Consider the following 26,068-nt stretch of genomic DNA (forward strand, 5'->3'; position numbering starts at 1 on the left):
TTAGGCCTGCCGCCAGCGTTCGCTCTGAGCCAGGATCAAACTCTCAGGTTGAGTTGACATTGACTCCAGCTATTTGACCGAGGGGAAAACCCCGATCGCGTATCTGGTTTGCATAGTTTCTTGACGAGTTCCCATCACACAATGACCAAGCCCGAAAGCTCAGCCACCGTATAAATGGTGTCTTCAAGAGACCGCATTCGTCAGCGTCTACTGAACAGCTCCGTAGAGCCGTCCGCCAGAGCGCCGCCGCCTGCGTTTCTCTTTCCAAATCAACAATGTCAAAGACCAGAGCCGAAGCTCCGAGCCGCCTCCGTAACCGGGGAGCGGCCCCACCGTTTAGCGCCCGGTGTCGGCGGAGGCGGCTATCTAGCTAACCTCGAATTCCGTGTCAAATCGTTTTTTTCAAAACTTTTCGACCCGATGCCGAACCAGGGAAATCCCCGGACCAGCGAGCCGGCAGCTTCTAAAGAAACCACCAGGCCCTGTCAAGCAATTCTTTCTAAGAAAGTTCTGCTCGACTTCTTCATCAGCACTTCCGAATTCTTGCGAACTCTTCGATCCCGATGAACGAGGCGGCGCTTCTATTGAAGCATCCCAACCTCGTCAACCAACTCTTTTCAGAAACTTCCGAAAGAACCGAAGCCCTTCCGAAGGCAACAAAAGCAGCCCTTCCCGAAGACCAGAGGTCGTCGGCAATCCAGCTGCCCGAGTCGATTGAGGCCGCGGAACTTAGCGATCCGGCGCTGGAAATGCAAGTCGAAACCTTCATTTCCGAGCAGCGAAGCGTGTCCCCCGCGGCGAGGTGCGGCTTCTAGACAGCCCCCTGCCCGGCCGCAACCCAATTTCGCACCGCCCCGCCGGTTAGCTGTGAGCGGATCTGTGCATGGAATCGCCAGGATACGCCCCAGGCCCCATCAAGCGGAACCGCTTGCACACCCCGCCATGCAGCCTCCATAGAGCGCTCTATAAGGAGAGACGCCGCCGATGTTGTCCCAGAAAGCCCGCTACGCCCTGCGCGCCATGGTCGAACTGGCCCGCGCGGAAGAGCAGGTCACGGCCGGCGAACTGGCCCTGCGCGCCGATGCTCCCCGCAAGTTCCTCGAAGCCATCTTGCTGGGCCTGGCCCGCCACAAGCTGGTGACCAGCCGGCGCGGCAAGTTCGGCGGCTATCTGCTGGCCCGCCCAGCCGAAGAGATCAGCTTCGCCGAGATCATCCGCCTGGTCGACGGCCCCCTGGCCCTGGCCCCCTGCGTCAGCCGCACCGCCTTCCGCCGCTGCGAGGACTGCAGCGACCTAGCCACCTGCGCCCTGCGCGAGGCCCTGCTGCGGGCCCGCGACGCCACGGCCGCCGTGCTCGAGGGCTACAGCCTGGCCGACGCGGTCGCCGGCCAGGGCGCCGAGCTGATCGGCTGAGCCTCGCCCGCGCATCCGTGCATATAGAAGAGCGCTCATGAGAAAGGCCCGCCCTCGACGAGGACGAGCCTGCTTCCACGCTCTCCATAGGGAGCGCCTTCTCTCTTCGCAAAGATCCCGCCGTCAGCCGGCGGCGATATAGGCCTTCAAGCCGTCGGCCTCGGCCTGGGCTTCCTGGATCTTGTACTTCACCAGGTCGCCGATCGAGATGATGCCGACGAGGCGCCCGCCCTTGGCCACCGGCAGGTGGCGGATGCGGCGGTCGGTCATCTTGGCCAGCAAATCATCGACGCTCTCATCGGGCTGGGCGAAGATGACGTCGCGCGTCATGCAGGCCGAGATCGGCTTGGCGAGCGCGCTCGCGCCCTCCTTGGCGATCTGCCGTACGATGTCGCGTTCCGACAATATGCCGGCGATGGACTCGTCGGCCTCCAGCACCACCATGGCGCCGACCTTGCGGCTGTGCAGAAGCGCCGCGGCCGCGCCGACGGTTTCCTGGGGCGAGGCGGTGAATACGAGGTCGCCCTTGGTCTTCAGGATCTGAGACACCAACAAAACGCAATCCTCCCTGATCGCTCTTTGCAGAACAAAGGTCTCGCAAACCCGCGTCGGGATCAATGGCGAACGCGCCGCGCCCCGCCCAATGCGCCGCCCCCGCCGCGTTTAACCAATTCTGGATACCTTACCGCCTATGGTGACGTGTCCGGTTTTGGCACGGGGGTTGCTTGCAAGCCCCGGACAGACAGTCGCGGAGCCCGTCATGGCCTCAAAGAAGAACAACAAGCCCCAGGTTCGGGCCCTCGGCGCGGTCGCCGCCCTCACCGGCGTGCTGATCCTGAACGCCGCCGCCCCGGCCATGGCCCAGACCATGAACAGCAACTCCGCCTCGTTCAACGCCGGCTACGGCCGCGTCGCGGGCCAGGAAAACCACGTCGTCGACTATTCGACCCGCGACGCCAACGGCAATCGCGTCATCGTCGACGGCGTCATGCTGACCGGCAGCGACCAGAGCGTCTATTCCAGCCGCAGCTCGTCGGGCTCGCTGGACAGCTATTCGGGCGTGGGCAGCCTGGGCGGTTTCGCCGGCTCGACCGCGATCGGCAACAACCTGACGGTCATCACCCAGGGCAACAACAACACGGTGATCGTCAACTCCAACCAGGTCAACAACGGCAATGTCAGCGCCGGCGCTTCGACCAACGGCGGTGTCTCCAATGGCAACTAAGCGCGTCATCCTGATGGTGGCCGCGGCCTGCACGGCGCTCAGCGCCTGCGGCGGCGGCATGCCCAAGCGCCTGGACGCGGGCAACTATGCCCGCCCCATCGGCACGGCGCCGGTCACGGCCAACCCGACCCCCTATTCGACGGCGCTGAACTGCCTGGCCAGCTACGCCCGGCAGAACCGCGTCGCCGCTCCGCGCATCGCCGTGGGCCGCATCGCCGACTACACCGGCAAGGAAGAGTCCGACGGCTCGGGCCGCAAGGTCACGCAAGGCGCCTCGCTGATGGCGATGACCGCCTTCGCCAAGGCCGGCATGCCGATGGTCGAGCGCTTCGACACCTCGGTTTCCGAACTGGAGCTGAAGTACGCCAACAACAAGCTGATCTCCGACCGCCCGGCCCTGACGCCGGACGCCCCGGCCGACTATCGCAAGATCGTCGCCGGCCAGGTCGCGGGCTCGGACTTCTATCTCGTCGGCGGCGTCACCGAGCTGAACTACAACATCCACTCGGCGGGCGCTGACCTCTACGGCGGCGACCTCGACACCGACGGGCTGAAGGCCAACTTCAAGCGCCGCGTGTTCGTGATGAACATCGCCATGGACCTGCGCCTGATCAACAGCCGCACCCTGGTGGTGGAAGACGTCATCTCCTACCAGAAGCAGGTGATCGGCCGCGAAGTCAGCGCCGGCATCTTCGCCTTCGCCAACAACAACCTGTTCGACCTGTCGGCCGGCAAGGGCGCGCTGGAGCCGGTGCAACTGGCCGTGCGCTCGCTGATCGAGCGTTCGGTCGTCGAGATGAGCGCCAACCTCTACGGCATGCCGGGTCCGCAAAGCTGCCTGCAGTCCGACCCCTTCGGGGCCGACACCGTCGGCGTCACGGGCGCTTTCACGCCCGCCTACAACAACCTGGGAAGCAACAATGCGCAGACCCGCGAAGATCCGTCTCGCTGGAACGATCGCAGCGATCCCTCTGTGCGTCGCGGCCGCTACTAGCGCCTTCGCCCAGGGCCAGGTTCTCAACGACCAGCTGAACCTGGGCGAGATCTTCAGCGAGCAGACCCTGAACGTCGTCACCGTTCAGGAGGGCGTGGCTGCGTCCACCTCGGCCACCGGCAACAACGTCGGCATCGCAGGCTCGCGCGTGGACGTCGACGCCACCTCAAACCAGGTGAACCAGGGCTCGGTCTATGGCCGCACCGTGGTCAATGCGTCGGGCTCGATGGGCGCCTCCAGCACCGTCGCCACCCAGGCGGCCGGCAATTTCGGCAATGCGGGCGCGGAAGAGGCGACCTATCGCGGCTTCATGGTGCAGACCAACAGCGGCGCGGTCACCGCCCGCGGCCAGGTCGAGGGCGAGACCGCCCGGGCCGGCGACATCGCCATGGACACCCAGGCCACCGGCAACACCCAGGGGCTGTGGCTGCAGAACGGCGCGGCCGGGGCGCGGATCAGCCAGGCCAACTCGGGCGACGTCATGGCCGACGGCGGCGCGATCGTGCAGTACGTCAGCGGAACCTCGACCGTGGCCGGCACAGCGGCGGGCAACCACATCGACATCGACGGCGCCAACCAGTCGGCCGCCCGGGTCATCACCGACCAGGGCAACACCTCCGACCTGGTGCAGGCCAGCAAGTTCGCCGCCTACGGTAACGCCTACCTGACCGAGACCTCGACCTCGGCGACGGGCAACAACCTCAACGCCACCAATGTCGGCCCGCTGCTCGACGTGGCCAATCACCAGTACAACACCGCCTATGTGCGCTCGCAGGCCGAGACCACGTCGTACCAGTTCGGGGCGGCGAACAGCAGCGCCTACGGGGTGGGCAACGCGGCGGTCGTCAGCAACACGGGCGCGGCCCTGGTGCTCGACAACGTCCAGACCAACGACGGCGGCGGGGTCGAGGTGATCGCCAGCGCCGAGGGGCACGACGGCTACGACATCGGCGCCCGCGCCAGCGCGGCCGGCAACTCGGTCGGCGGTTATGTGTGCGGAACCTGCGGCGGCTCGATGACCACGAGCAACACCCAGACCAACAACGCCGACGTCTCCTCGCGCGCCACCACCACCGTCACCGGCTCGGCCCGCTCGATCACCAGCAGCGCCCGCGCCGTCGGCAACGACGCGGCCTTCTACGTCCGCTCGAACTGACGCCGGCCGACGAGGCCGCATCACGCCCGCGCATCGCTCGCCCCAAGCCCCGCCCCGGCGCGTTCGCCGGCGGGCGGCAAGGCCGCGCGCCTCCCGTGGACGCATGAAAGCCGCCTTGGGTATGTGAAAAAACAACCCAAGATCGCACTTGCTCGCACCTGAACTACATGTTGCAATTTTGAGGCTGCACCCCTGGCGTGCATGCCCGGTCGGCGCTCTGGCCGCCTCGCCCAACTTTGCAACACGGAGGTCCCGATGCCCCTCGACCAAGCCCTGCTCGTGGAAGACACCACAGACGCCGACGCCAACATCCGCATGACCGGCATCAGCAGCGCACTGTCCTCGGATGTGGTTTCGCCGATGGCCACGGGCCGCCCGGTCAACGACAACACGACGACCGAGATCAATCTGGGCAACTACCGCCAGGGCAAGTTCACCCGGGTCGTCTCCAAGACCCAGTTCCACGACCTGCAGGAAGTCGAACTCGACAACGGCGACACCGTCTGGTCGGCCATTCAGACCATCGACGGCAACGAGTACAGTTTTTACCTGCAGAAGTCGGAGATCCTCGGCACCGTCGACCTGAAGGAAATCAGCCAGGCCGAAGCCGAAGCACTGGCCAAGGAATACGACATCAAGGTCGAGCAGACCTATCTCGAGATCGACGGCAAGAAGTATCACGTCAACATGGCGGTGCCGCTGCACTTCGGCAACGGCGACAAGTCGAGCCTGTGGATGCAGGCGGGCCTGTTCATCCTTGGCGACTCCGCGCTGGGCGGGGCGGTCGCCGCGGCCATCAAGGCGTTCGGCATGGACGCGTTCAAGGACGCCTTCAAGGAGCTGAGCTCGGCCCTGTTCAAGGTGATCTGGGGCGTGCTGCGCGGCATCGTCACCGGCATCTACCGGTTCCTGTCGACCATTGTCGGGGGCATCATCCTGGAGGTCGGCCTCTCGGCGACGCTGGAGGCCGCGACCGAAGCGGCCGGCAAGGCCTGGAGCAAGTCCGTCGCCAAGATCACCGCTCGCCGCATCGGCTACGCCTTCGCCGGCGCGGTGCTGCTGGTCGGCTCGCTGCTGTTTCTGGAGTACGTGCTCCATCGCAGCTACCAGAACACCTACATCTACAATCTGACCGACTACGACATCAGCTATACCCTGCCCTACAAGGACAAGGGCGAGATCGCCAACGCCCAGAACGACACGATCAAGGGCAAGGAAGTTAAGTACGGTCCGAACAAGACCCCGCTCGGCAACTGGTACAACGGCTCGGCCTTCCGCTTCCAGAGCGGTTCGGACTTCCACGGCCTGGGTTACGTGGTCAAGCTGAACTTCCACCCCAAGGGCAAGACCGAGATAGTCAAGACCTTCACCTGCATGTTCGAGATCCCGTTCTCGGGCGAAAACTCGCTGGCGGCCACCACCGAAGAGGTCAAGGATTACGAGGCCTATTTCAAGAAGAACGACGGCGTGAACCGGAAGACCCAGTTCTCGGCCCACGACGATCATCACGAGATCATCGTCACCTACGACTACCTCACCGGCAAGCACAAGGACCCGGAAACCGGGCAGGACCTCTACCTCTATTCCTCGCTCGTGGTGATCCGCGACAAGACCGCCTGACCGGCGGCCTCCTGCCTCGAAAGCCGCAACACGCCCGCGCCACGTGCGCGGGCGCCGTTTCCTCTTGCCCGGAGAGCCGCGCATGTCGGCGCTGAAAAGCCAGATCAAGGTCACCGCCATCGACTCCTCCTTCGCCGACGACGGGATCGTGGGGGCCATGCGTTCGGGTCCGCTGTCGTCGGGCCTCACCCAGCAGGCCGCGCAGGTCATGTTCCGGCAGGGACAGTTCCTGCAGGCGTTCTCGCGCACAAAGTTCAGCGACCTGCGCGAGGTCCGCCAGGGCGACGGCGCCAGCCAATGGGAATGGCAGCACAGGATCGGCGGGGTCGACCACCGCGTCTCGCTCAGCAACGCCGACATCATCGGCTCGGTGCGGTTCACGGAGGTGCGCAGCGAGGCCGAGATCGACGAGATCGCGCGCAAGTACGACGTCTCGCGCGGCGACACCTTCCTGGTCATCGACGGCAAGCGCTACTTCGTGAACATGAGCATCCCCCTGCACTTCCTGGCGCCGGGCGGAAACAACGCCCTGATCAACCTTGGCCTGTTCGTGCTCGGGGCCGAGGGGATCGGCGCGGCGATCGCCGCCGTGGCCAGCGCGGCGGGCATCGCGGCCTTCACCGAGGTCTGGGCCGGGATCAGCACCGGGCTCTTCACCGTGCTGTGGACGGCGCTGTCGGGCGCGGTCCAGGTCGCCTACGCCTTCGCCGCGGCCTTCGTCGGCGAGCTCATCGGCGGGGCCGAGATCGGCGCGGCCCTGGTGGCCGCCCAGGCGGCGAGCGGCGAACTGATCGCCGGCGGCGTGTTCTCGGCGATCACCGGCGCGGCCCTGGCCTACACCCTGGTGGGGCTGCTGGTGATCGCCCTGATCTTCGTCATCCTAGAGTTCGTGCTGCACCAGTCCTATCAGAACGTCTACGTCTACAATCTGACGGACAAGGATCTCGAGTTCGACTTCGGCTACATCTACGAGGGCGCCGCGCACAACCTGTCGGCCAAGCGCATTCCGGCCCGCACCAAGCGCGTGGGGCCCGGAAACGTCCCGCTCGGCTCGTGGTACAACGGCACCGCGTTCCGCTTTCAGAGCGACTCGCAGTTCCACGGCATCGGCTACGCCCTGATCGCCAGGCTCTACGAGCCCGGCACCCGGCGGGAAGTCGACAACTTCGCCTGCATGTTCGACATCCCCTTCGTCGGCGACAACTCGCTGAACGCGGTCGCCGGCCTGATGGGAAGCGCCGAGGCCTTCTACCGCTCCAGCGAGGGCAAGCACACCACCACCCAGCTGACCGCCCGAGCCGCCCGTCACGAGATGGTGGTCACCTACGACTTCCTGTCGGGCAAGCACAAGGATCCCGAAACCGGCGACAACGAGTACCTCTACAACTCGCTGATCGTGATCCGGCCGATCTAGGCCGACTGCTTCCTAGCGCCCGTAGACCGCGTCGCGCAGTTCGCGCGTCACCTGGCCGTTCATGCCTTCGAAGGCGGTGTTGGTCAGCAGCACCACGGTCAGCTTGGCCTTGGGATCGACGAACCAGTTGTGGCCGTAGACCCCGCCCCAGGCCAGGGTTCCGGCGCCTTGCGGGGTCTTGGCGATCGCCGGATCGTCGAGCACCGCCCAGCCGTAGCCGAAGCCCCAGCCGGGGCCTTGGGTGGCGGCCTTGATCCCGGCCTGATCGGTGGTCATCGCCTCGACGCTGGCGGCCGACAGGATCGGGCCGCCGCCGGTGCGCACCGCTTCCAGCAGGGCCATCACGTCGCCGGCCGTGCCGACCATGCCCGCCCCGCCCGAGGGGAAGGCCGTCGGATCGACGGCGCGGCTGGGGGCCATGCGCACGGCGGTGGCGCCCAGCGAGACATCCTGGTTGTCGGTGATCCGCGTCGGGGCGGGCGCGGCGTTGGCGTAGGGCGTGGCCAGGCGGGCCGGGTCGGTCGCCTGGAAGCCGGCGTCCTTCAGGCCCAGCGGACCGGTTACGGTGCGCGCCACCACCTGCGGCAGCGAATGGCCGTCGGCCTTTTCGGCCACCAGCCCCAGCACGTCGATGGCCAGGGAGTAGCGCCAGGCCGAGCCCGGGGCGAAAGCCAGCGGGCCCTTGCCGATGCGGGCGACGTCCTCGTCCAGCGTCAGGCCCGAGATGTCGAGGCCGTCCGAGACGCCCAGCCGGTGATAGGGATGGTCGGCCTTCTCGGCGAGGCCATAGGTCAGGCCGGCGGTGTGGCTGAGCAGCTGGCCCAGGGTGATCACCGGCGTGGAGCCGTCGGCCAGGGCCGGCTTGAAGTCGGGCAGCCACTTGGTCACCGGATCGGCCAGCGACAGCTTGCCCTCTTCGGCCAGCCGCATGATCGCCGCGCTGACGAAGGGCTTGGTCACCGAGGCCAGGCGGAAGACCGTGTTCTCGCGCATCGGGGCCTTGGCCTCGCGGTCGGCCAGGCCCGCGGCGCGGTGATAGACGAGCTTGCCGTCGCGGGCGACCAGCACCACCGCCCCGACCAGGCGCTGGTCGGCGATGGCGCGGTCGAGCACGGCGTCGATGCGAGCCGAAACCGCAGCGTCCGGAGCCTGGGCGATCGCGGCGTGGGCGGGACGCGCCTGGGCCAGGGCCGGGGAACCCGACAGAACCGCCAGGGCGGCGACGCCCGCAAGCCAAAGACGCATGTGACGCACTCCCTCGCCGCCGGACGACCTTCCGGCCCCTTAGGGAGTGGGCGGCCGATCGCCCTTGCGCAAGGCGGCCCGCCGAGTTTCCCACAGGCCAGGCGCGGATGTTGCAATTCTGAAGCGCGTAACGCCGACTTCGCCGCCGCGCGGCCTTGCTTGCGCCACGCGCGAAGGCTTAGCTGCCGCCCCGACACTTCCGGTAATCGAACGGTCTCCATGATCTCTGTCTCGCGCCTGGCGCTCGTCGTTTCCGCCGGCCTGGCGCTCACCGCCTGCTCCACCCTGCCCTCGGTCCTGCCCGGTTCCGGCAAGAAGGACGCCGCGACCAGCGCCAGCGCCCCCAACGCGCCCGGTGTGGCCGCGCCCAAGGCGCCGCCGGCCCAGGCGCCGGCCAAGACCTCGGGACCCCAGTTCTCGGATCTCAAGCCCGGCCAGTGGCCGCACGAGATCTCGGACGTCGCCGTCGATCCGGCCATCCGTTTCGGGGTGCTGCCCAACGGCATGCGCTACGCCATCCGCAAGAACGCCACCCCGCCCGGCCAGGGCGCGCTGCGCCTGTGGTTCGACGCCGGCTCGCTGATGGAGGCCGACGACCAGCAGGGCCTGGCCCACTTCCTCGAGCACATGGCCTTCAACGGGTCGAAGAACGTGCCCGAAGGCGAGATGGTCAAGATCCTCGAGCGCCGGGGCCTGGCCTTCGGGGCCGACACCAACGCCTCGACCAGCTTCGACGAGACGACCTACACCCTCGACCTGCCCAAGACCGACGACGGCACGGTCGACGACGCCATGATGCTGCTGCGCGAGGCGGCGGGCGAGCTGACCATCGACCCCGCCGCCGTCGACCGCGAGCGCGGCGTGGTGCTGTCGGAAGAACGCACCCGCGACAGCCCCGGCTATCGCGTCTTCAAGCAGGGCTTCGCCTTCAACCTGGAGGGCCAGCGTCCGCCCTCGCGTCTGCCCATCGGTACGACCGAGGTGATTTCCACCGCCCCGGCCCAGCGCATCCGCGACTTCTACCAGGCCTGGTACCGTCCCGAGAACGCGGTGTTCGTGGCCGTCGGCGACTTCGACGTCGATGCCATGGAGGCCAAGATCAAGGCCCGCTTCGCCGACTGGAAGGGCCAGGGCGAGCCGGGCAAGCGTCCCGAACTGGGCGCCATCGCCCAGCGCGGCCTGACCGCCAAGGTCATCGTCGAGCCGGGCTCGGGCGAGTCTGTCCAGCTGGGCTGGGTGCAGTCGCCCGACCTGCGCATCGAGAGCAAGGCGTCCGACCGCGAATACATGCTGCAGTCACTGGGCATGGCGGTGCTGAACCGGCGCCTGCGCGCCCTGACCCGCAGCGCCGAGCCGCCGTTCATCTCGGCCGGCGCCCTGCGCAACGACCAGTATCACGCCGCCCAGATCAACGGCCTGTTCGCCCAGGTGAAGCCGGGCGGCTGGAAGACCGCCCTGCAAGTGCTCGACCAGGAACAGCGCCGGCTGATGCAGTTCGGCGTGCGCCAGGACGAGCTGGACCGCGAGATCGCCGCCATGCGCGCCGCCTATGTGGCCGCCGCCGCCGGCGAGGCCACCCAGCGCACGCCCGCCCTGGCCGGCCAGATCGTCGGCACGCTGGGCGACCGCGAGGTGCCGACCAGCCCGTCGCAGAACCTGGCCGCCTTCGAGGCCATCACCAAGGACCTCAAGGCCGACACGGTCTCGGCGGCGGTGAAGTCGCTGTTCGCCGGCCAGGGGCCGCTGATCGTGCTGCCCACGCCCACCGCCATCGACGGCGGCGAGACGGCGGTCACCACCGCCTACCAGGAATCCGGCAAGACCCCAGTCACCCCGCCGGCCGCGCCCGCCGCCACCAACTGGCCCTATGCGGTGTTCGGCTCCACCGGCAAGGTGGTCGAGCAGAAGGACGTCAACGACCTGGACGCCGTCTTCGTGCGCTTCGAGAACGGCGTGCGCCTGACCGTCAAGCCGACCAAGTTCCGCGACGACCAGATCCTGGTGAAGGCCCGCATCGGCAACGGCCTGCTCGACCTGTCCAAGACCGGCCAGAGCCCGCTGTGGTCGGCCTCGTCGATGATCGAGGGCGGCCTCAAGCAGATCACCGCCCAGGACATGGAGCAGGTGCTGACCGGCAAGGTGTGGAACGCCGGCCTGGGCGTCGAGGACGACGCCTTCGTGCTCAACGGCCGCACGCGCCCCGAGGACCTGGCCACCGAGCTGCAGGTGCTGACCGCCTATGCATCGGACGCCGCCTGGCGGCCCGAGGCCTTCAACCGCGTGAAGACCTATTACGGCACGATCCACGACCAGCTGGAGCGCACCAGCGGCGGCGTGGTCGGCCGCGACCTGGCCGGGCTGATGCACCCCGACGACGAACGCTTCGCCTTCCCCGACCGCAAGGAGATCGCCGACGGCTCGATCGACCAGCTGAAGGCGGCCGTGGGCGGCCCGCTGTCGACCGGCCAGATCGAGATCGTCGTGGTCGGCGACACCACGGTGGAGAAGGCGATCGCCGCGGTCGGCGAGACCTTCGGCGCCCTGCCCGTCCGCACCGGCGGCGCGGCGCCGGCCGATGCGGCCAAGATCGCCTTCCCCGCGCCGTCCAAGGTTCCGGTGGTGCGCCACCACAAGGGCCGCGCCGACCAGGGGCTGCTGTTCATGGCCTGGAAGACCGACGACCTGTTCAGCGACCTGCAACGCTCGCGCAACACCCAGGTCCTGGCCTCGGTGATGCAGCTGCGTCTGACCGACGAACTGCGCGAGAAGCAGGGCGCCACCTACTCGCCCTCGGTCTCGGCCACCCACAACGCCACCTTCCCCGGCTGGGGCTATATCGGCCTGTCGGTCGAGGTTCCGCCCGAGAAGATCGACCAGGTGATCGCCAGCGTCCGCCAGATCGCCGCCGACCTGCGCGACAAGCCGGTCACCGCCGACGAGTTGGAGCGGGCCAAGCTGCCGCGCATCGACCAGCTGGAAAAGGCGCGCGAGACCAACGAGTACTGGCTGGGGGCCCTCTCAGGCGCCCAGACCGACCCGCGCCTGCTCGACGCCACCCGCTCGGTGATCGCCGGCCTGCAACGCGTCACCGCCGCCGACGTCCAGAAGGCCGCCCGCACCTTCCTGGCCGACGACAAGAGCTGGACCTTCGAGGTCAAGCCGGAGAAGTAGGAGGTTCCCTCTCCCCTTGCGGGAGAGGGTGGCCTCGCGGAGCGAGGTCGGGTGAGGGGTCGCACGTACGAAAACGCCGCGAAAGCCGATCAGCTTTCGCGGCGTTTCATGTTTGAGAGACCCCTCATCCGTCGGCTTTCGCCGACACCTTCTCCCGCAAGGGGAGAAGGGGGAAAGCGTCCTAGTAGACGACGCCGCCGACGCCGCCATCGAGGCTGAGGCTCATGCTCGAGCTGGACTCGCGCACGGTCTCCTCGCGATAGGCGGTGTAGGTCTCGGTGGTCATGATCGACAGGATCTTCACGCCGGCGCCGTAGCGGCGCAGCAGCGAGCGCTCGTTGCAGTCGCGGGCGGGGCGCTGCGGACGGCAGACCAGCGTCCCGCCCTCGCCGCCTTGGCCGCCGCGCACGCCGGGGACGTGATAGAGGGCCTCGTTCTTGGCGCAGATATAGGTCTGGCCGCCGGTGCTGGCGTCGATCAGGCCGGTATATTCGCCGATCACGTACTGCATCCGGCTACCGGCGATGCAGCGATAGAGCTCGCCGTCATACAGGTCGTCGATCTCGCGGTCGGGCGTAACCTGCGAGGCCGGGTGCGGGATGTCCTTGTCGTCCAGGCAGACGGCGCGAACGACCACGCGCTTGAAGCGGGTGCGGGTGGCCTCGTAGGCCGTGCGGCGCGCGGCTTCACCGCCGATCACGTTGAGGCCCTGGATGTAGCCGGTGGGCTGCGGGCCCGAATAGTAGCCGCCGTGCGCGCCGCCGCCGTAATAGACGGTCGCGCCGGCCGAGGCGTTCGATCCGGCGCGCACCGAGGCGTTGGCGCTGGCGTTGGCGTTCACATTGACGTTCACGTTGACGTTGGTCTTGCCGCCGCCACCACCCCAGTGGCCGCCACCGCCGCCGCAGCCGTTGTCGCAGCCGGTCGGAGGCTTGGGCGGGCGCGGGGGCGCGGGCGGAGGCGCGCAGCAGGTCGGAGGCGTGGGCGTGCAGCCGCTGTTGCATTGGGCGTAGGCGACGCCGCCCACGAAGAGTCCGGCCAGGCCCGCCCCAATGGCGATCCACAGCTTGGACACGGTCAGTTTCGGCGCCGTCATGGCGTCTCCCCTTCACACAGCGACGTCTTCCGGCCGGTTCTCCAGCAAGAAGCGCGCCATGGACCCCGTCGCGCCCCGACTCTGTGCCAAGACGATACGACAGGGCCCCTGGCCCGGTTCTCCTAGCAAGCCCCATGCGGTCGAAATGGACCGCGAAAGGACCCGCAAGGGGACGACGATGTTCCATCCAAGCACGGAACGGTTGATAGACTATTGGCGAAACCGGGCCGGCGACGGCCGGATGCCGGCGCGCGCCAGCATCGATCCGGGCGATTTCCTCGATCTGCTGCCCCAGGTGTTCATCCTTGGGCGCGGGAACGGGCGCTATCCCTTCCGCCTGGCCGGCGGCTTCGTCACCGATCTGCACGCCCGCGACCTGCGCGGCGAGGACCAGCTGTCGATGTGGGCGCTGTCGCACCGGCTGGAGGTTAAGTCGGCGCTGGAAGTGGCCCGCCGCCGGGGCGAGCCGGTGGTCGTCACCGCCGACATCCGCGCCCATGGCGTGGCCTCGGTGGGCATGGAGGTGCTGCTGGCCCCGATGACCGGAGCCAGCGGCGAGGCCGACCGGTTCCTGGGCCTCTACCAGCCGATCGCCATGATGCAGCGCCTGATGGGCCGTCCGGCCTACGAGCTGGGCGTGCGCCGGATCCAGGCCCTCGCCCCGACCAACGCTGAAGCCCCGCGCCTGCGGCTGGCCAGCCTGGACGGCCGCCTGATCGCCTGACGGCGGCGAACAAGTTTCCTCCCGTGCTCTGGCGGGAGGTCTTGCGTCGGCTTGCCGGAGACGACGCCGGAAGGACGGAGGGGCGCTCGGGAGAGCGCCGCCACGGCGGGAGCGCCCCTCCGTCCGACCCTTACGTGGCGCTGTTGCGCGCCGTGACCACCCAGCCCGCGCCCTCGATCACCACCGCCTCACCAGCAGCCTTGGCCGCGAAGGCCTCGCGAACCAGCGGCATGGCCTGCTGGCGCACTGTCTCGGGCTGATCGGCCAGGGCCCGGGTCAGCGGGCCGACCTGGAAGGCCAGGTCCACCGCGTCCTCGATGGCCGCCTGCCGGGTCTCGCCCTCGCCGAAGGTGATCGGATGGTCGATGGCGGTGAAGGCCACATCGACGAAGCCGGCCTCGCCCAGGATCCGCTCCACCCGCGCCCGGTCGCCGAACGAGAATGGCCCAGGCGCCTCGGGCGGCGGCGGCGCGGGCGCGCCGACGATCGGCGCGATGGCCTTCATCGGCAGGCGCACCCAGTCGTTCTCGCCCGCCCCGCGCCAGCAGGCGAAGGCCAGGCGTCCGCCCGGCTTCAGCGCTCGTCGCATGTGGGCGAAGGCCTGGGCGGGTTCGTCGAAGAACATCACCCCGAAGCGCGAGAACAGCAGGTCGAACTGCGCCACCGGCAGCAAGGCTCGGCTGGCGTCGGCCACCTGGAACTTCACATTGGCCGTCTCGGCCGCCAGTTCGCGCGCCCGGGCGACCAGCGGCTCGGAGACGTCGACGCCCAGCACCGCGCCCGATGGGCCTACCAGGGTGGCGATCTCCAGGCTGCCCGCCCCGGCCCCGCAGCCGATGTCCAGCACCTGCTCGCCGGCGGCCGGAGCGGCGGCGGCGATCGCCGCCTGGCCATAGTCCTTGAGCATGCGGTCGAGCCGCGCCTGGTTGGCCACCCAGCGCTCGCCGGTGCGGCCGTTCCAGTCGGAGATCTGGTTGACGTTGCGCTCGGTCATGGCGGCCCTCTATTTGAGAATAATTCTCAAATAGTTCTAGCGCGCGAGACCCGTCCTGTCGACCTTGGCCTCGTCTTCATAGCGCAGCGGCCAGCGGCCGGTCTCGACCGCCTCGATCAGGTCGCCGACCGTCACGGGCAGGTTCGGCTCGTTCCGACGCAGGGACCGCCAGATGAAGAAGATCGCCGCCGCCACGACGAGAACGCCCCCAGCGACAGCCCAAGCCGACCTGGTAATGATGGCGACGGTCAGCAGGATCACCACCAGAAGCGTGGGTAGGCTTAACCGCCAATCGGCCTCATTGCCGAAATGACGGTCCCAGCGCGCATGCAACGGCGCCAGATCGACGCCGAACCGTGCGCCGAAATCCCTGAAGAACGCGTCGGCGTCGTCGCCATCAATGCCGAGGTCGTCGAGCAGACGCGTCGCGCGCGTGATCGGAAAGGCGGGCGCCCCCATGTGCTCGACCACCAGCGCGGCCACCCGATCGACGGAACTCTCCATTCCGCCAGCCTAGAGCGCGCCGCCGCCGTCGACTACCGTCCCGCCGCGTCCAGCCCCGCGATCACCTCGGGCGGCAGGGTCAGGCGCACGCCCGCCAGCAGCTCCTCCAGCTGCGCGACGCTGGTGGCGCTGGCGATCGGGGCGGTGATGGCCGGATGGGCGACGATCCAGGCCAAGGCGACCTGGGCCTGGGTGGCGCCGGTCGCCTCGGCCGCTTCATCGAGGGCGGCCAGGACGCGGAAGCCCTTTTCGTTGAGATAGTCGCGCGCGACTGTGCGCCCGCGCGCCTTGCCCTCCAGGTCGGCCTCGCTGCGGTACTTGCCGGTCAGGAACCCCGCGGCCAGTCCGTAGAACGGGATGATCCCGATGCCCTCCCGCGCGGCCAGCTCGGCCAACGCCCCCTCCACCTCGTCGCGGTCGTAGAGATTGAACCTCGGCTGGATCGTCTCGTAGCGGATCAGCCCCTTGTCGGCCGAGGTCTTCAGCGACGCCTCCAGGCGATCGGGCGTGAAGTTCGAGGCGCCGATCGCCCGCACCTTGCCGGCCTTCACCAGCCGGTCGAAGGCCTCCAGCGTCTCGTCGATCGGCGTGGCGGCGTCATCCTCGTGCGACTGGTAGAGGTCGACATGGTCAGTGTTCAGCCGACGCAGCGAGTCTTCCAGCGCCGCGACGATGTTGGCCGCCGACAGGCCCGGACGCTTGGGCCACTTGGCCACCTTGGTCAGGATCTTGATGCGGTCGCGCTTGCCGCCCGCCGCCAGCCAGCGGCCGATGGTCGCCTCGGACTCGCCGCCCTCGTGCCCCGGAACCCAGGCCGAATAGACGTCGGCCGTGTCGATCGCGTCGAAGCCGCCGTCGACGAAGGCGTCGATCAGGCGAAACGAGGTCGCCTCGTCCGCCGTCCAGCCGAAGACGTTGCCGCCGAACACCAGCGGGGCGATCGAAAGGCCGGAACGGCCGAGGGGGCGTTGGCTCATGAGCGGATCCTTGTTCGCAAGACGACCGGAACTGTGCGCGGGTTCAGCACGCCTCGCCCAATCAAACTTCGAAATAAGGCCTATTGGGCTTTCGTGACGGATCTATCCGAAACGGCGGCGTGCGCAGTCCTCGCCCTTCGACGAGCTCAGGACGAGGTTTCCGTTTCTGACAGCCGCCCCTTTAAGCCGCCGCGGCCGGCGCCCCGTCGAACACCGGTGCGTCCTGCGGCGCCAGGGTCGCCTTGCCGCGCAGCAGGTCGGCGGCGCGCTCGGCGATCATGATGGTCGGGGCGTTGGTGTTGCCGCCGATCAGCGTGGGCATCACCGAGGCGTCGATCACCCGCAGGCCTTCGATCCCCTGCACCCGCAGCTGGTCGTCGACCACCGCCAGCGGATCGCCCGCCGCCCCCATCCGGCAGGTGCCGACGGGGTGATAGATGGTCTCGGCCTTGGCGCGGATCCAGGCGTCGATCTCCTGGTCGTTCCGGACATCCGCGCCCGGCGCGTACTCGCTGTCGCGATAGGGATCCAGCGCCGCCTGGGCGGCGACGTCGCGGCCGATCCGCACGCCCTCGCGCATGGCCCGGCGGTCTTCCTCGGCGGCCAGGTAGTTGGCCAGGATCTTCGGGTCGGCGAACGGGTCCGACGAGTGCAGCCCCACCGAGCCCCGGCTTTCCGGCCGCAGCTGGCAGACATGCAGGGTGAAGCCGTCCTTCTCGACCACCACCTTGCCGTGGTCCTGCATGATCGCCAGCACGGCGTGGATCTGCAGGTCGGGCCGGTCGAGATCGGGCCGCGAGCGCAGGAAGGCGCCCGACTCCAGGAAGTTCTGCCGGCCGATGCCCTTGCCCATCAGCAGGTAGGATAGCCCGACGCCCAGCTTGTTCAGGCCCTTGTTGGCCGAGTAGGCGGTCTTCAGCCCCTTGGTCGTCCACGAGAGGCAGACGTCCAGGTGATCCTGCAGGTTCTGGCCGACGCCCCGCGCCTCGTGCACCGGCGTCACGCCGGCGGCCTTCAAGGCGTTGGGATCACCGATCCCCGACAGTTGCAGGATCTGCGGCGACTGCACCGCCCCGGCGCTCAGCAGCACCTCGGCGTCGGCATAGGCCACCGCTTTCTCGCCCCCCTTGCCGGTCACGTACTCGACGCCGACCGCCTTGCCGTTCTCGACGACGATGCGGGTGGTCCGCGCCTCGGTCAGGCAGGTCAGGTTAGGCCGCGACAGGGCCTGGGCCAGATAGGCGGCCGCGGCGCTCCAGCGCTTGCCGTCGCGGATGGTCAGGTCGTAGGGCCCGAAGCCCTCCTGCTGGAAGCCGTTGAAGTCCTTGGTCACCGGATGGCCCGCTTGGCGACCGGCCTCGATCACCGCCTTGTAGAACGGGCTGTCGGACTCGCCGGCCGAGACGTGCAGCGGCCCGCTGTCGCCGTGATAGTCGCAGCCCCCGCCGTGGAAGGTCTCCGAGCGTTTGAAGTAGGGCAGCACCTCGGCGTAGGACCAGCCGGAAAGGCCCATCTGCCGCCACTGGTCATAGTCGCGCGCATGGCCGCGGATGTAGATCATGCCGTTGATCGCCGAGGATCCGCCCAGGCCCCGGCCCCGCGGCCACCACAGCTTGCGCCCGTCCAGATGCGGCTCGGCCTCGGTCCAGAAGCCCCAGTTGCACTCGCCCTTGGCCTTGATCAGCTCGCCCACGCCGGCGGGCATGCGCACCAGCACCGAACCATTCTTGCCGCCGGCCTCCAGCAGCAGCACCTTCACCGCCGGATCCTGCGTCAGCCGCGCGGCCAGCACGCAACCCGCCGAGCCGGCGCCGATGATGACGTAGTCGTAGCGCGTGCCCGACATGGCGTCCCTCCCACAATGTTATCGTTGTTAAGACAGAGAGTGACCCGGTCGGGCGACGGGGGCAAGAGGCTGCGTAACGGCGTTGTCCGTGCAGGGGCGGCCCGTCCAGAGAACAGGCCTCGTCCGCCGGCAATGCAAAACGGCCGCAGCCCCTAGGGAAGCCCCCGGGACTGCGACCGTCGAAGGTCTTCGGATCGTGCTCGAGACGATCGGGCGCGCCTTGGAGTGGCGCGCCCTCGCGTCATCAGGACCCGGACTGGGCGGCGCAGTTCACGGCGGCGCCTTGGCCCTGGCTCTGACAGCCCCCGCCCGAGCCCGAGCCCTTGGAGAACACGTCGTCGCCAAAGGCGTCGCCCGCCTCGGAGAACACCACGTCGACGACCGCCGCCGTGAGATCCCGTCCGCCCGAGAGGGCGCCAGGCACGGAGGCGTCGGCCTGACCGTTGTCGACGACGCGCGACGGCGGGTTGGACGACGCCGCCGGCGTGACCGACAGCACCGCATCGACGAAGGTCACCGCGTAGTTCGGGCTCGCGGCAAGGCCGCCCCGGGTGATCGCATAGTCACCGGCCGGCGAGTTGGTGTCGGCCGTGGTGGCCAGGGCGCCCGACAGGGTATCGCCGTTGACCAGGCCGCGTCCGCCGACCGTCCAGGTCAGCGCCGGATTGGCCGCGCCGTAGACGCGGCTGAGCGCATCCGCAGTCACGATAATGGTCCGCGGCGTGATGGTCAGCGCCGAGGCGTTGCCCGCCGCCTGCACGCTGGTCAGCACGTAGTTGGCGCTGGCGCTCAGGCCCGAGCCGTTGACGGCGTAGGCGCCGACGCCGGAGGTCGCGGTCGCCGTGGTGGTCCAGGCGGCGTTGCCAAAAAGGGTGTCGGCGCCGACCAGGCCATCGACCACGTAGCGCCCCGACACGCCGGTCGGAGTGTCGCCATAGGCGCTGCCCAGGCCGTTGGCCGTGTAGGTCACGGTCAGCGCCCGTGGCGTGATGGTCAGGGCGGTGGCGTTGCCGGCCGACTGGCTGGAGACCAGCGTATAGTTGGCGCCCCCGCCGAGGCCCGAACCGGTGATGGCGTAGCTCCCCACGCCGGACGTGGCGGTCGCCGTGGTCGTCCAGCTGGCCGCGCCCGACAGCGTGTCGCCGCCGATCAGGCCGTCGACGACATAGCCGCCGCTCAGGCCGTTCGGCGCCTGGCCATAGACACTGCCGGCGCCATTGGCCGTGTAGGTCACCGTCACCGTCTTGGGCGTGATGACCAGACCGCCGTTGACATAGGTGATGGCGTAGTTCGACAGGCCGGTACCGACAGCGCCCGACAGGACGTCGGCATAGCTGCCGGCATTGATCCCGTTCGCCACGCCCGCGACCGAGGTCACGGCGTCGGAACCGATCAGGCCGCTGACGGTGTAGCCGTTGGCGTAGGCCGAGCCGCTGTAGACGGACGAGCTGTTGCCGCCGGTGATGGTCAGGGCCTTGGGCGCGATGGCCAGGCCGCCGTTGACGTAGGTGATCGTGTAGTTCGACAGGCCGTTGCCGATCGCGCCCGACAGAACGTCGGCATAGGTCCCGACATTGGTCCCGCGCCCCAGGCCGTCGACCGAGGCCACCATGTCCGAGCCGACCAGACCGGTGGCGGTGAAGCCGTTGATCTGCAGGGCGCCGTTGTAGATGTTGGAGGCGCTGTCGCCGGTGATGGTCAGGGCCTTGGGCGTGATGCTCAGGCCGCCGTTGACGTAGGTGATGGCGTAGTTCGACAGGCCGCTGCCGGTCGCGCCCGACAGGCTGTCGGCATAGCTGCCGACATTGGTCCCGCCGCCCAGGCCCGCGACCGAGGTCACGGTGTCGGAACCGACCAGGCCGCTGGTGGTGAAGCCGTTGGTCTGGGCGCCGCCGGTATAGATCGACGAGCCGGTGTTGCCGGTCACGGTCAGGGCCTTGGGCGTGATGGCCAGGCTGCCGTTGACGTAGGTGATGTTGTAGTTCGACAGGCCGCTGCCGGTCGCGCCCGACAGGTTGTCCAGGTAGGTCCCGACATTGGTCGCCGTGGCTATGCCCTCGACCGAGGTCACCGTATCGCGACCGACCAGGCCATTGACGACCACGGTGTGGGTCTTTTGCGAGCCGGTGTAGACGCCGCCCGCAATTGTGCCGGTGATCGTCAGGGCCTTGGGGTTGATGGTCAGGCTGCCGTTCACATAGGTGATGTTGTAGTTCGACAGGCCGCTGCCAGTCGCGCCCGACAGGTTGTCCAGATAGGTCCCGACGTTCGTGCCGATGGCGGCGCCGCTGACGCTGGCGATGTTGTCGCCACCGACCAGGCCGTTGACGACATAGCCGTTGCCGAAGGCCGAGCCGGAATAGGTCAGCGTGCTGGTGCCGCCGCTGATGGTCAGGGCCTTGGGCGTGATGGTCAGCGTGCCCGTCCCGGTGACGATCAGGTCATAGCCCTGCTGGGTCGAGTAGGCGCCGGTGGCGTACGAGCCCACGTCGCGACCGCGGCCGCCGCCCAGGATCAGGCTGGTGTCGACGCCGTTCGGCGCCGTGACCGGCGCGCTGACCAGCTGCCGCACGCCGTTATAGACGGCGGTGGCGTCGCCGACGCTGACGGCCACGGTTCCCGGCTTCAGGAAGGCCTTCAGCATCGGGGTGGTGAAGCCCTCGTACATCCGCCAGGTCAGGGCCTGACCACCGGTCAGGTCGATGTCGCTGGTCGCGCCCGTGGCCAGCATCGACCAGGCCGAGGCGTTGTAGATGTAGTCGGCCGCGTTCCATTGCGCCGCGTCGGAGGTGACCGAGGCCAGGCTGGTCACGGTCGCGCCGGTGTTGGAGCCCACGCCCAAGGCCTGACTGCTGGCGTAGCGGTCCCAGTACGAAGCCTCGATCGTTCCGGCCGAGGCCACGGCGATCAGGCCGCCGGCCGTGCCCGCGGCGCCGCTCGCGCCATATACCGTGACGGGCGGCGGGCCGAGCAACATGGAACTACCGCCGCCGCCGCCGGCGGCGGACACTCGGCCCGTTGCGTAGCTTTGCGCGATGTCGGCGCTGGCCAGGCCGGCCAGGCCCCCGGCCATGCCGCCCGCGCCGCCGGAGCCGCCGGCGCCGCCAATCCCGCCGTAAGCGTTGCTGCCGCCGCCGCCGCCGTTGGCTGACGCTGCGCCCGTCGCATAGCTTTGGGCGATCGCGCCGCTGGCGTCACCGACGAGCCCCCCCGCCACGCCGCCGCTGCCACCGGCGCCGCCATTGGACGTCACTCCGCCCGCGCCGCCGCCGCCGCCGTTGGCGGACGCCGCGCCGGTGGCGTAGCTCAGGCTGATCGTGCTGCGGCTCTTACCGACGAGCCCGCCCGCGGTCCCGCCGGAGCCCCCCGCGCCGCCGGCTGACGCACCCGCCGCGCTACCAGCGCCGCCGTTGGCCGAGACCGCACCCGTGGAATAGCTTCTCGTGATCGCGCCGTCGCTCTCGGCGACCAGGCCGCCGGCCGTCCCGCCCGTGGCCCCGCTGCCGCCGCTGGTAGAGCCGCCACCGCCGTTGGCCGAGACCACGCCGGTGGCGTAGCTTGCCGTGATCGTGCTGCTGGAGAGCCCGACGAGACCCCCCGCCTTGCCGCCGGCCCCGGAGGCGGCGCGGGCGCTGCCGCCGTTGGCCGAGACCACGCCCGTCGCATGGCTCCCCGTGATCACGCCGCTGCTTTCGGCGACCAGGCCGCCGGCCACGCCGCCCGCGCCGGCAGTACCGACTGAAAAGTCGGTGCCGGCGCCGCCGTTGGTCGCGACAGCGCCCGTCGCGTAGCTATCCGAGATCACGCCGTAGGACTGGCCGGCGAGGCCGCCCGCCTTGCCGCCCGCGCCGCCATAGCTGTTGCCGTCGCGACCGCCGGCCGAGACCGTGGCGGAGGAATGGCTTCCCGTGATCGAACCGTAGGACTTGCCGACCAGGCCGCCGGCCACGCCGCCCGCGCCGCCCGTGGAGGGGGCGTGGGTGGGTCCGCCGTTGGAGGATACCGAGCCCGTGGAATAGCTCTGGGTGATCACGCCGTAGGAAACGCCGGCCAGGGCGCCCGCCGTGCCGCCGGCTCCGGCGCCGATGCCGGTGGTCGCGTCGCCATGGACCGCGACACTGGCGTTGACGACGCCGACATTACCGATGGAGGCGCTGGCGGCGGCAAGACCGAACAGGCCGCCATAGGCGGACGACGTGCGCCTGATGGTCAGGTTGCTGACCGTATGGCCAAGGCCCAGGAAGCGTCCGGTGAAGCCATTGCCGCCGCCTTCCGCATTGGTCGCGCCCAGCGGGTCGAAGCCCTGGTTGCTGTTCCAGCCGCTGGTGGCGGCCGCGTCGATATCGGCCCCCAGGGCGTAGTAGCCGCCCAGGGCCCCGTTGATGCCCTGCAGGTCCGTGCCGGTGGTCGAGCCGGCCGCGCCCAGGGCGGTGATGATCGTGTAGGCTTGGCCGTTGACCGCGAAGCTGTTGCTGCCGCCCGTGAAGTCGATCCGACCGCCGAAGCCGCTGCTGGTCAGGCCGAAGTCGAGGCCGGCGCCGGCGAGCGGCGTGGCGGCGATAGAGCCCTTGGTGTCGCCGTAGTTCAGGGCCAGGCCCGCGCTGCCCGAGGCGGTCAGCACGGCGTTGACCTTGATGCTGTTGGCCGCGTTCAGCGTCAGGGTGTTGGCGCCCCAGCTGATCGCCGAATTGATGATGATGTCGCCCGCGCCTTCGCTGGCCACGCCGGGACCGGACGGCGCGCCGCTGAGATAGGTCTCGAGCGTGACGTTGGTGGTGGCGAGGTTGGTCTCGATGGTCGAGGCCGCGGCCGCGTCGATCGTCAGGTCGGTCGGGTCGACCAGCCAGGTCCCCGTCGCGCCGCTTGCCGCGCGGGTGTCGACTCGCAGGCCGGTGAAGTCGACGTAGTTGCCCGAGGTCTCGATGAAGCCGCCCTTGCCGGTCGCGCCCGTGGCGCGGGCCGACAGCTCGCCGCTGGCGCGGGTGTTGTTGCCCATCACCATGATCGAGCCCGCGTCGCCAGCGTCGGAATCGACGCTGATCTTGCCGCCCAGCACGATGTCGCCGTTGCGGCCGGTCACGCTGGCGCTGCTCAGGCCGTCCAGATTGACGGTGTTGCGCGTGGCGTCATAGCTCGACTGGGCCGAGACCAGGGCGCTGGAGCCGTCCGCCGCCAGGGCCGACTGCTCGGGCAGGGCCACCTGCAGGAAGCCGCCGCCGTTGAGGTCGAGCGTGGCGTGGGTGACCGCGCCGATCACCACCTTGCCCGCCGGCGCCATGATCAGGCCGCTGCTGGAGACGCTGCCGCCCAGCAGGCCGACGACGCCGCCGGCGCCGACGGTGATCGAGCCGCGGTGGTCGATGGTCCCGCCCGTACCGGTGAAGCGGCCGGCGCCGGCCATGAACTCGTCGTTGGAGATGTCCAGCGTCGAGGCCACGAAGCCGCGGCCGGCGTTGATCACGCCGCTCTGGGTGATCTGGATGCCGTTGGGATTGATCAGATAGACGCTGCCGTTGGCGGTGATCTGGCCGGCGATGGTCGAGCCCGTCGTCCCGGTCACCCGGTTGAGCGTCGCGCCGTCGGCGTTGGGCGTCACGAAGGTCAGGCTGGCGCCCTGGCCGACATTGAAGCTGGCCCAGTCGATCACCGCCTTCTGGCTGGTCTGGGTGATGGTCTGGGCGCCGCCCGACTGGCCGCCGATGGCAGCCGAGCCGGCGACCACCGAGCCGCCGGTGGGCAGGGCGTCCCGCGCGGCCGCCTGGGTGGCCATGGCGGCCAGGGTCAGGGTCAGGCTGGTCGTGGCGATCAGGCGAAGCTTGTTGGCGATAAGCATGGTCAGGCTCCTCCTCAGAACGCGACGTTGACGCTGGCCGTGAGGCGCGTCTGGTTTTTGGCGAACAGGTTGCTGTTGGCGTGCGCCAGTTCGGCGCTCAGATTGATGCGCTCGGCCAGCGCGGTGCGGGCGCCGCCGCCCACCGACCAGCCGTCAGGCCGCGGCTTTTCGACCACGGTCGGCTTTTCCAGCCAGCCACGGCCGGCGGCCGCGAACAGGTAGGGACGCGCCACGACGCGCCCGCCGATCGGCGTCAGGGCGGCCAGCTCGACGCGGCCGGTCAGGCCGCTGTCGACATTGATCGAGCCGGCGTCGAAGCCGGAGACGCCTTCGCCGCCGTCCAGCGAGAACTGCATGGCGCTGGGCATGGCGCCGCCGAAGCCGGTCTGGCCGCGCAGCACCAGCCGCGCGGAGAACGGACCGCCCAGGGCCCGGTCGATGCTGGCCGTGGCCGAAAGCCTGGTGAAGTCGGGCTTGGAGCCCTGACGCGACAGCGGCGTGCCCGAGACCCGGGCGTCGGCCGGCGTGCGCGCGCCAAAGCCCGAAATGCCCTGGTTGAAGTCGATGCGCGACGACACCGTGGTGGCCGCACCGATCGCCTTGCCGCCTTCGAGGCCGAGCGTGAAGCTGCGCAGGGCGTCCTTGCTGAGGTCGACGCCGAAGCCGCGGGCGGCCTGGCTTTCGTTGGTCCACTCGAACCCGCCCGACACCGACAGCATCTCGCGGCGGCCCAGGATCAGCGGATAGGACAGCTTGGCCACGACGCGGTCGAACTGGCCCTGCACCGGCAGCACGCCGCGCGGCGTGATCGGATTGGTGTCGGCGTGCAGGTACTCCAGCTGCGCCGTCGCCCCGTCGAAGCCCAGCGGCGCGATCAGGCCAAGGCCGACGATGCGGCGATGAGGATGCCCGCCCGTCAGGGCCAGGTCGGTGGCCGAGGCTCCGAAGGCATAGAACTGCTCGCCCGCGCCGAACACCGAGTTGGCCGTCAGCCGCGCCTCGAGGTTCCAGTCGTCATAGGCGCTCGACAGGGTGTTGTCGGCCCCCAGGCCACCGGCGACGGCGTCGTGCTCGACCTGCAGCACCAGCCGCGCCCCGCCGGCGCGTTCGCCGGGAACCAGGGTCGTGCGCAGCTTGACGCCGGGAACGCGCGCGGCCAGCAGCACCTGGCGCTCGATCTGCTGCAGGCTGAGGCCCGGCCGGTTGATCAGCTTGACCAGCCGGTCGCGGATCGGCCCGCGCACCTTGGCCGGCACGCGGCTGTCGTCGATGCTCTCGATGAAGCCCTCGACCACGACGATCCGCACGACCGCGCCGTCCTTGAGCGACTGCGGCGGCAGGGTGGCGCGGGTCAGGATGCGACCGTCCTGGGCGTACAGCGCCTCGATCCTGGCGGCGACCTCGTAGAGCGCGGCGACGGTGACGGTGCGGCCCTCTACCGGCCGGGTCAGTGCGGCGACCGCTTCGGCGCGGTCAGGCGCGACGCCTTCGACCGCCACGCGCTCGATCCGTACCGACAGCGCCTCGGCGCCGGCCGGAGCCGCCGTCAGGCGCGTGGCCGGCAGGGCGATCTCGCCTTGGCTCTCCTGCACGGTCGGCGAGATGGTCTGGGGAAGGGTCCGGCTGGGCGCGGTCTGCGCGAAGCTTGCCGTGGACCAGATCAGAGCCAGAGCCGAGCTCGATGCGACGACCAGAGCGCGCGTCACGCCCTGCGATACATAAAAACACATACTAACGCCCCACCTAATACAACGGCGGCGTGATAGGTATTTGCGTCTTTAAGACCGGTTAATTGATTTCACGATTTTTCGCCCGCTACATCCAGCGTCATTTTGTGCAAATGATCGCACATAGCT

At 69.0% G+C, this 26,068-nt stretch carries 18 protein-coding genes; 9 read left to right on the plus strand and 9 right to left on the minus strand.

The window, feature by feature from the left end; genetic code table 11:
- Positions 1 to 563: 563 nt before the first annotated feature.
- Together P7A99_RS21550 and P7A99_RS21555 are read left to right on the plus strand one after the other, a co-directional pair.
- The gene (locus P7A99_RS21550) at positions 564 to 815 is read left to right on the plus strand and encodes a hypothetical protein (protein ID WP_277795796.1); all 252 of its coding nucleotides are present in this window, start codon (positions 564 to 566) and stop codon (positions 813 to 815) included.
- Positions 816 to 984: 169 nt separating this feature from the next.
- On the plus strand, positions 985 to 1,413 hold the full coding sequence (locus P7A99_RS21555; RefSeq protein ID WP_165261727.1) for an RrF2 family transcriptional regulator: 429 nt from the start codon (positions 985 to 987) through the stop codon (positions 1,411 to 1,413).
- Positions 1,414 to 1,536: 123 nt separating this feature from the next.
- On the opposite strand, the gene P7A99_RS21560 is transcribed toward P7A99_RS21555, so the two are convergent.
- The gene (locus P7A99_RS21560) at positions 1,537 to 1,968 is read right to left on the minus strand and encodes a CBS domain-containing protein (protein ID WP_165261725.1); all 432 of its coding nucleotides are present in this window, start codon (positions 1,966 to 1,968) and stop codon (positions 1,537 to 1,539) included.
- 205 nt (positions 1,969 to 2,173) lie between these two features.
- On the opposite strand from P7A99_RS21560, the gene hfaA reads away from it, so the two are divergent.
- The 5 genes from hfaA (at position 2,174) to P7A99_RS21585 (ending at position 7,822) form a co-directional block, all read left to right on the plus strand.
- Positions 2,174 to 2,638 (plus strand): holdfast anchoring protein HfaA, encoded by a 465-nt coding sequence (hfaA, locus tag P7A99_RS21565; RefSeq protein ID WP_277795797.1) that lies wholly within the window; start codon positions 2,174 to 2,176, stop codon positions 2,636 to 2,638.
- Positions 2,628 to 3,632: a holdfast anchoring protein HfaB gene (hfaB, locus tag P7A99_RS21570; protein WP_277795798.1), complete on the plus strand. Its 1,005-nt coding sequence runs from the start codon at positions 2,628 to 2,630 to the stop codon at positions 3,630 to 3,632. Before hfaA ends, hfaB begins: the two co-directional genes overlap by 11 nt.
- Positions 3,559 to 4,788 carry a holdfast anchor protein HfaD gene (hfaD, locus tag P7A99_RS21575; protein WP_277795799.1) on the plus strand — a complete coding sequence of 410 codons (1,230 nt, stop codon included), beginning with the start codon at positions 3,559 to 3,561 and terminating at the stop codon, positions 4,786 to 4,788. The genes hfaB and hfaD overlap by 74 nt, the downstream gene beginning before the upstream one ends.
- A gap of 255 nt (positions 4,789 to 5,043) precedes the next feature.
- Positions 5,044 to 6,408, plus strand: coding sequence for a hypothetical protein (locus P7A99_RS21580; RefSeq protein ID WP_277795800.1), 1,365 nt, complete (start codon positions 5,044 to 5,046; stop codon positions 6,406 to 6,408).
- An 82-nt stretch (positions 6,409 to 6,490) separates the two neighbouring features.
- Positions 6,491 to 7,822, plus strand: a complete 1,332-nt coding sequence (locus P7A99_RS21585; RefSeq protein WP_277795801.1) for a hypothetical protein — start codon at positions 6,491 to 6,493, stop codon at positions 7,820 to 7,822.
- A gap of 12 nt (positions 7,823 to 7,834) precedes the next feature.
- On the opposite strand, the gene P7A99_RS21590 is transcribed toward P7A99_RS21585, so the two are convergent.
- A complete protein-coding gene (locus P7A99_RS21590; protein WP_277795802.1) occupies positions 7,835 to 9,067 on the minus strand; it encodes a serine hydrolase domain-containing protein in 1,233 nt (410 codons plus the stop codon).
- 219 nt (positions 9,068 to 9,286) lie between these two features.
- On the opposite strand from P7A99_RS21590, the gene P7A99_RS21595 reads away from it, so the two are divergent.
- A complete protein-coding gene (locus tag P7A99_RS21595; protein ID WP_277795803.1) occupies positions 9,287 to 12,238 on the plus strand; it encodes a M16 family metallopeptidase in 2,952 nt (983 codons plus the stop codon).
- A gap of 181 nt (positions 12,239 to 12,419) precedes the next feature.
- On the opposite strand, the gene P7A99_RS21600 is transcribed toward P7A99_RS21595, so the two are convergent.
- Positions 12,420 to 13,334, minus strand: a complete 915-nt coding sequence (locus P7A99_RS21600; protein ID WP_277795804.1) for a hypothetical protein — start codon at positions 13,332 to 13,334, stop codon at positions 12,420 to 12,422.
- A 178-nt stretch (positions 13,335 to 13,512) separates the two neighbouring features.
- On the opposite strand from P7A99_RS21600, the gene P7A99_RS21605 reads away from it, so the two are divergent.
- Positions 13,513 to 14,058 (plus strand): PAS domain-containing protein, encoded by a 546-nt coding sequence (locus P7A99_RS21605; RefSeq protein WP_277795805.1) that lies wholly within the window; start codon positions 13,513 to 13,515, stop codon positions 14,056 to 14,058.
- Positions 14,059 to 14,188: 130 nt separating this feature from the next.
- Here the strand turns inward: P7A99_RS21605 and P7A99_RS21610 are convergent, their stop codons facing one another.
- The 6 genes from P7A99_RS21610 to P7A99_RS21635 all read right to left on the minus strand — a co-directional run bounded on the left by P7A99_RS21610 (position 14,189) and on the right by P7A99_RS21635 (position 25,918).
- Positions 14,189 to 15,052 (minus strand): class I SAM-dependent methyltransferase, encoded by an 864-nt coding sequence (locus P7A99_RS21610; protein ID WP_277795806.1) that lies wholly within the window; start codon positions 15,050 to 15,052, stop codon positions 14,189 to 14,191.
- A 36-nt stretch (positions 15,053 to 15,088) separates the two neighbouring features.
- On the minus strand, positions 15,089 to 15,556 hold the full coding sequence (locus P7A99_RS21615) for a DUF1493 family protein (protein ID WP_277795807.1): 468 nt from the start codon (positions 15,554 to 15,556) through the stop codon (positions 15,089 to 15,091).
- A gap of 32 nt (positions 15,557 to 15,588) precedes the next feature.
- Positions 15,589 to 16,533 (minus strand): aldo/keto reductase, encoded by a 945-nt coding sequence (locus P7A99_RS21620; protein WP_277795808.1) that lies wholly within the window; start codon positions 16,531 to 16,533, stop codon positions 15,589 to 15,591.
- Between the two features lie 181 nt (positions 16,534 to 16,714).
- A complete protein-coding gene (locus tag P7A99_RS21625; RefSeq protein ID WP_277795809.1) occupies positions 16,715 to 18,379 on the minus strand; it encodes a choline dehydrogenase in 1,665 nt (554 codons plus the stop codon).
- A gap of 244 nt (positions 18,380 to 18,623) precedes the next feature.
- A complete protein-coding gene (locus tag P7A99_RS21630; protein ID WP_277795810.1) occupies positions 18,624 to 24,212 on the minus strand; it encodes an MBG domain-containing protein in 5,589 nt (1,862 codons plus the stop codon).
- 14 nt (positions 24,213 to 24,226) lie between these two features.
- On the minus strand, positions 24,227 to 25,918 hold the full coding sequence (locus P7A99_RS21635; RefSeq protein ID WP_277795811.1) for a ShlB/FhaC/HecB family hemolysin secretion/activation protein: 1,692 nt from the start codon (positions 25,916 to 25,918) through the stop codon (positions 24,227 to 24,229).
- Positions 25,919 to 26,068 lie beyond the last annotated feature (150 nt).

The sequence above is a fragment of the Caulobacter endophyticus genome (genome assembly GCF_029543245.1).
Classification (GTDB): Bacteria; Pseudomonadota; Alphaproteobacteria; order Caulobacterales; family Caulobacteraceae; genus Caulobacter; species Caulobacter endophyticus_A.

What these genes read in the sequence shown, in the direction of transcription:
- P7A99_RS21610 (WP_277795806.1), bottom strand. Translation starts at nt 15,052, where the DNA reads ATGACCGAGCGCAACGTCAACCAGATCTCCGACTGGAACGGCCGCACC.
- P7A99_RS21625 (WP_277795809.1), bottom strand. Translation starts at nt 18,379, where the DNA reads ATGTCGGGCACGCGCTACGACTACGTCATCATCGGCGCCGGCTCGGCG.
- hfaB (WP_277795798.1), top strand. Translation starts at nt 2,628, where the DNA reads ATGGCAACTAAGCGCGTCATCCTGATGGTGGCCGCGGCCTGCACGGCG.
- P7A99_RS21600 (WP_277795804.1), bottom strand. Translation starts at nt 13,334, where the DNA reads ATGACGGCGCCGAAACTGACCGTGTCCAAGCTGTGGATCGCCATTGGG.
- P7A99_RS21605 (WP_277795805.1), top strand. Translation starts at nt 13,513, where the DNA reads ATGTTCCATCCAAGCACGGAACGGTTGATAGACTATTGGCGAAACCGG.
- P7A99_RS21590 (WP_277795802.1), bottom strand. Translation starts at nt 9,067, where the DNA reads ATGCGTCTTTGGCTTGCGGGCGTCGCCGCCCTGGCGGTTCTGTCGGGT.
- P7A99_RS21615 (WP_277795807.1), bottom strand. Translation starts at nt 15,556, where the DNA reads ATGGAGAGTTCCGTCGATCGGGTGGCCGCGCTGGTGGTCGAGCACATG.
- P7A99_RS21550 (WP_277795796.1), top strand. Translation starts at nt 564, where the DNA reads ATGAACGAGGCGGCGCTTCTATTGAAGCATCCCAACCTCGTCAACCAA.
- P7A99_RS21580 (WP_277795800.1), top strand. Translation starts at nt 5,044, where the DNA reads ATGCCCCTCGACCAAGCCCTGCTCGTGGAAGACACCACAGACGCCGAC.
- hfaD (WP_277795799.1), top strand. Translation starts at nt 3,559, where the DNA reads ATGCGCAGACCCGCGAAGATCCGTCTCGCTGGAACGATCGCAGCGATC.
- P7A99_RS21620 (WP_277795808.1), bottom strand. Translation starts at nt 16,533, where the DNA reads ATGAGCCAACGCCCCCTCGGCCGTTCCGGCCTTTCGATCGCCCCGCTG.
- P7A99_RS21555 (WP_165261727.1), top strand. Translation starts at nt 985, where the DNA reads ATGTTGTCCCAGAAAGCCCGCTACGCCCTGCGCGCCATGGTCGAACTG.
- P7A99_RS21630 (WP_277795810.1), bottom strand. Translation starts at nt 24,212, where the DNA reads ATGCTTATCGCCAACAAGCTTCGCCTGATCGCCACGACCAGCCTGACC.
- hfaA (WP_277795797.1), top strand. Translation starts at nt 2,174, where the DNA reads ATGGCCTCAAAGAAGAACAACAAGCCCCAGGTTCGGGCCCTCGGCGCG.
- P7A99_RS21595 (WP_277795803.1), top strand. Translation starts at nt 9,287, where the DNA reads ATGATCTCTGTCTCGCGCCTGGCGCTCGTCGTTTCCGCCGGCCTGGCG.
- P7A99_RS21585 (WP_277795801.1), top strand. Translation starts at nt 6,491, where the DNA reads ATGTCGGCGCTGAAAAGCCAGATCAAGGTCACCGCCATCGACTCCTCC.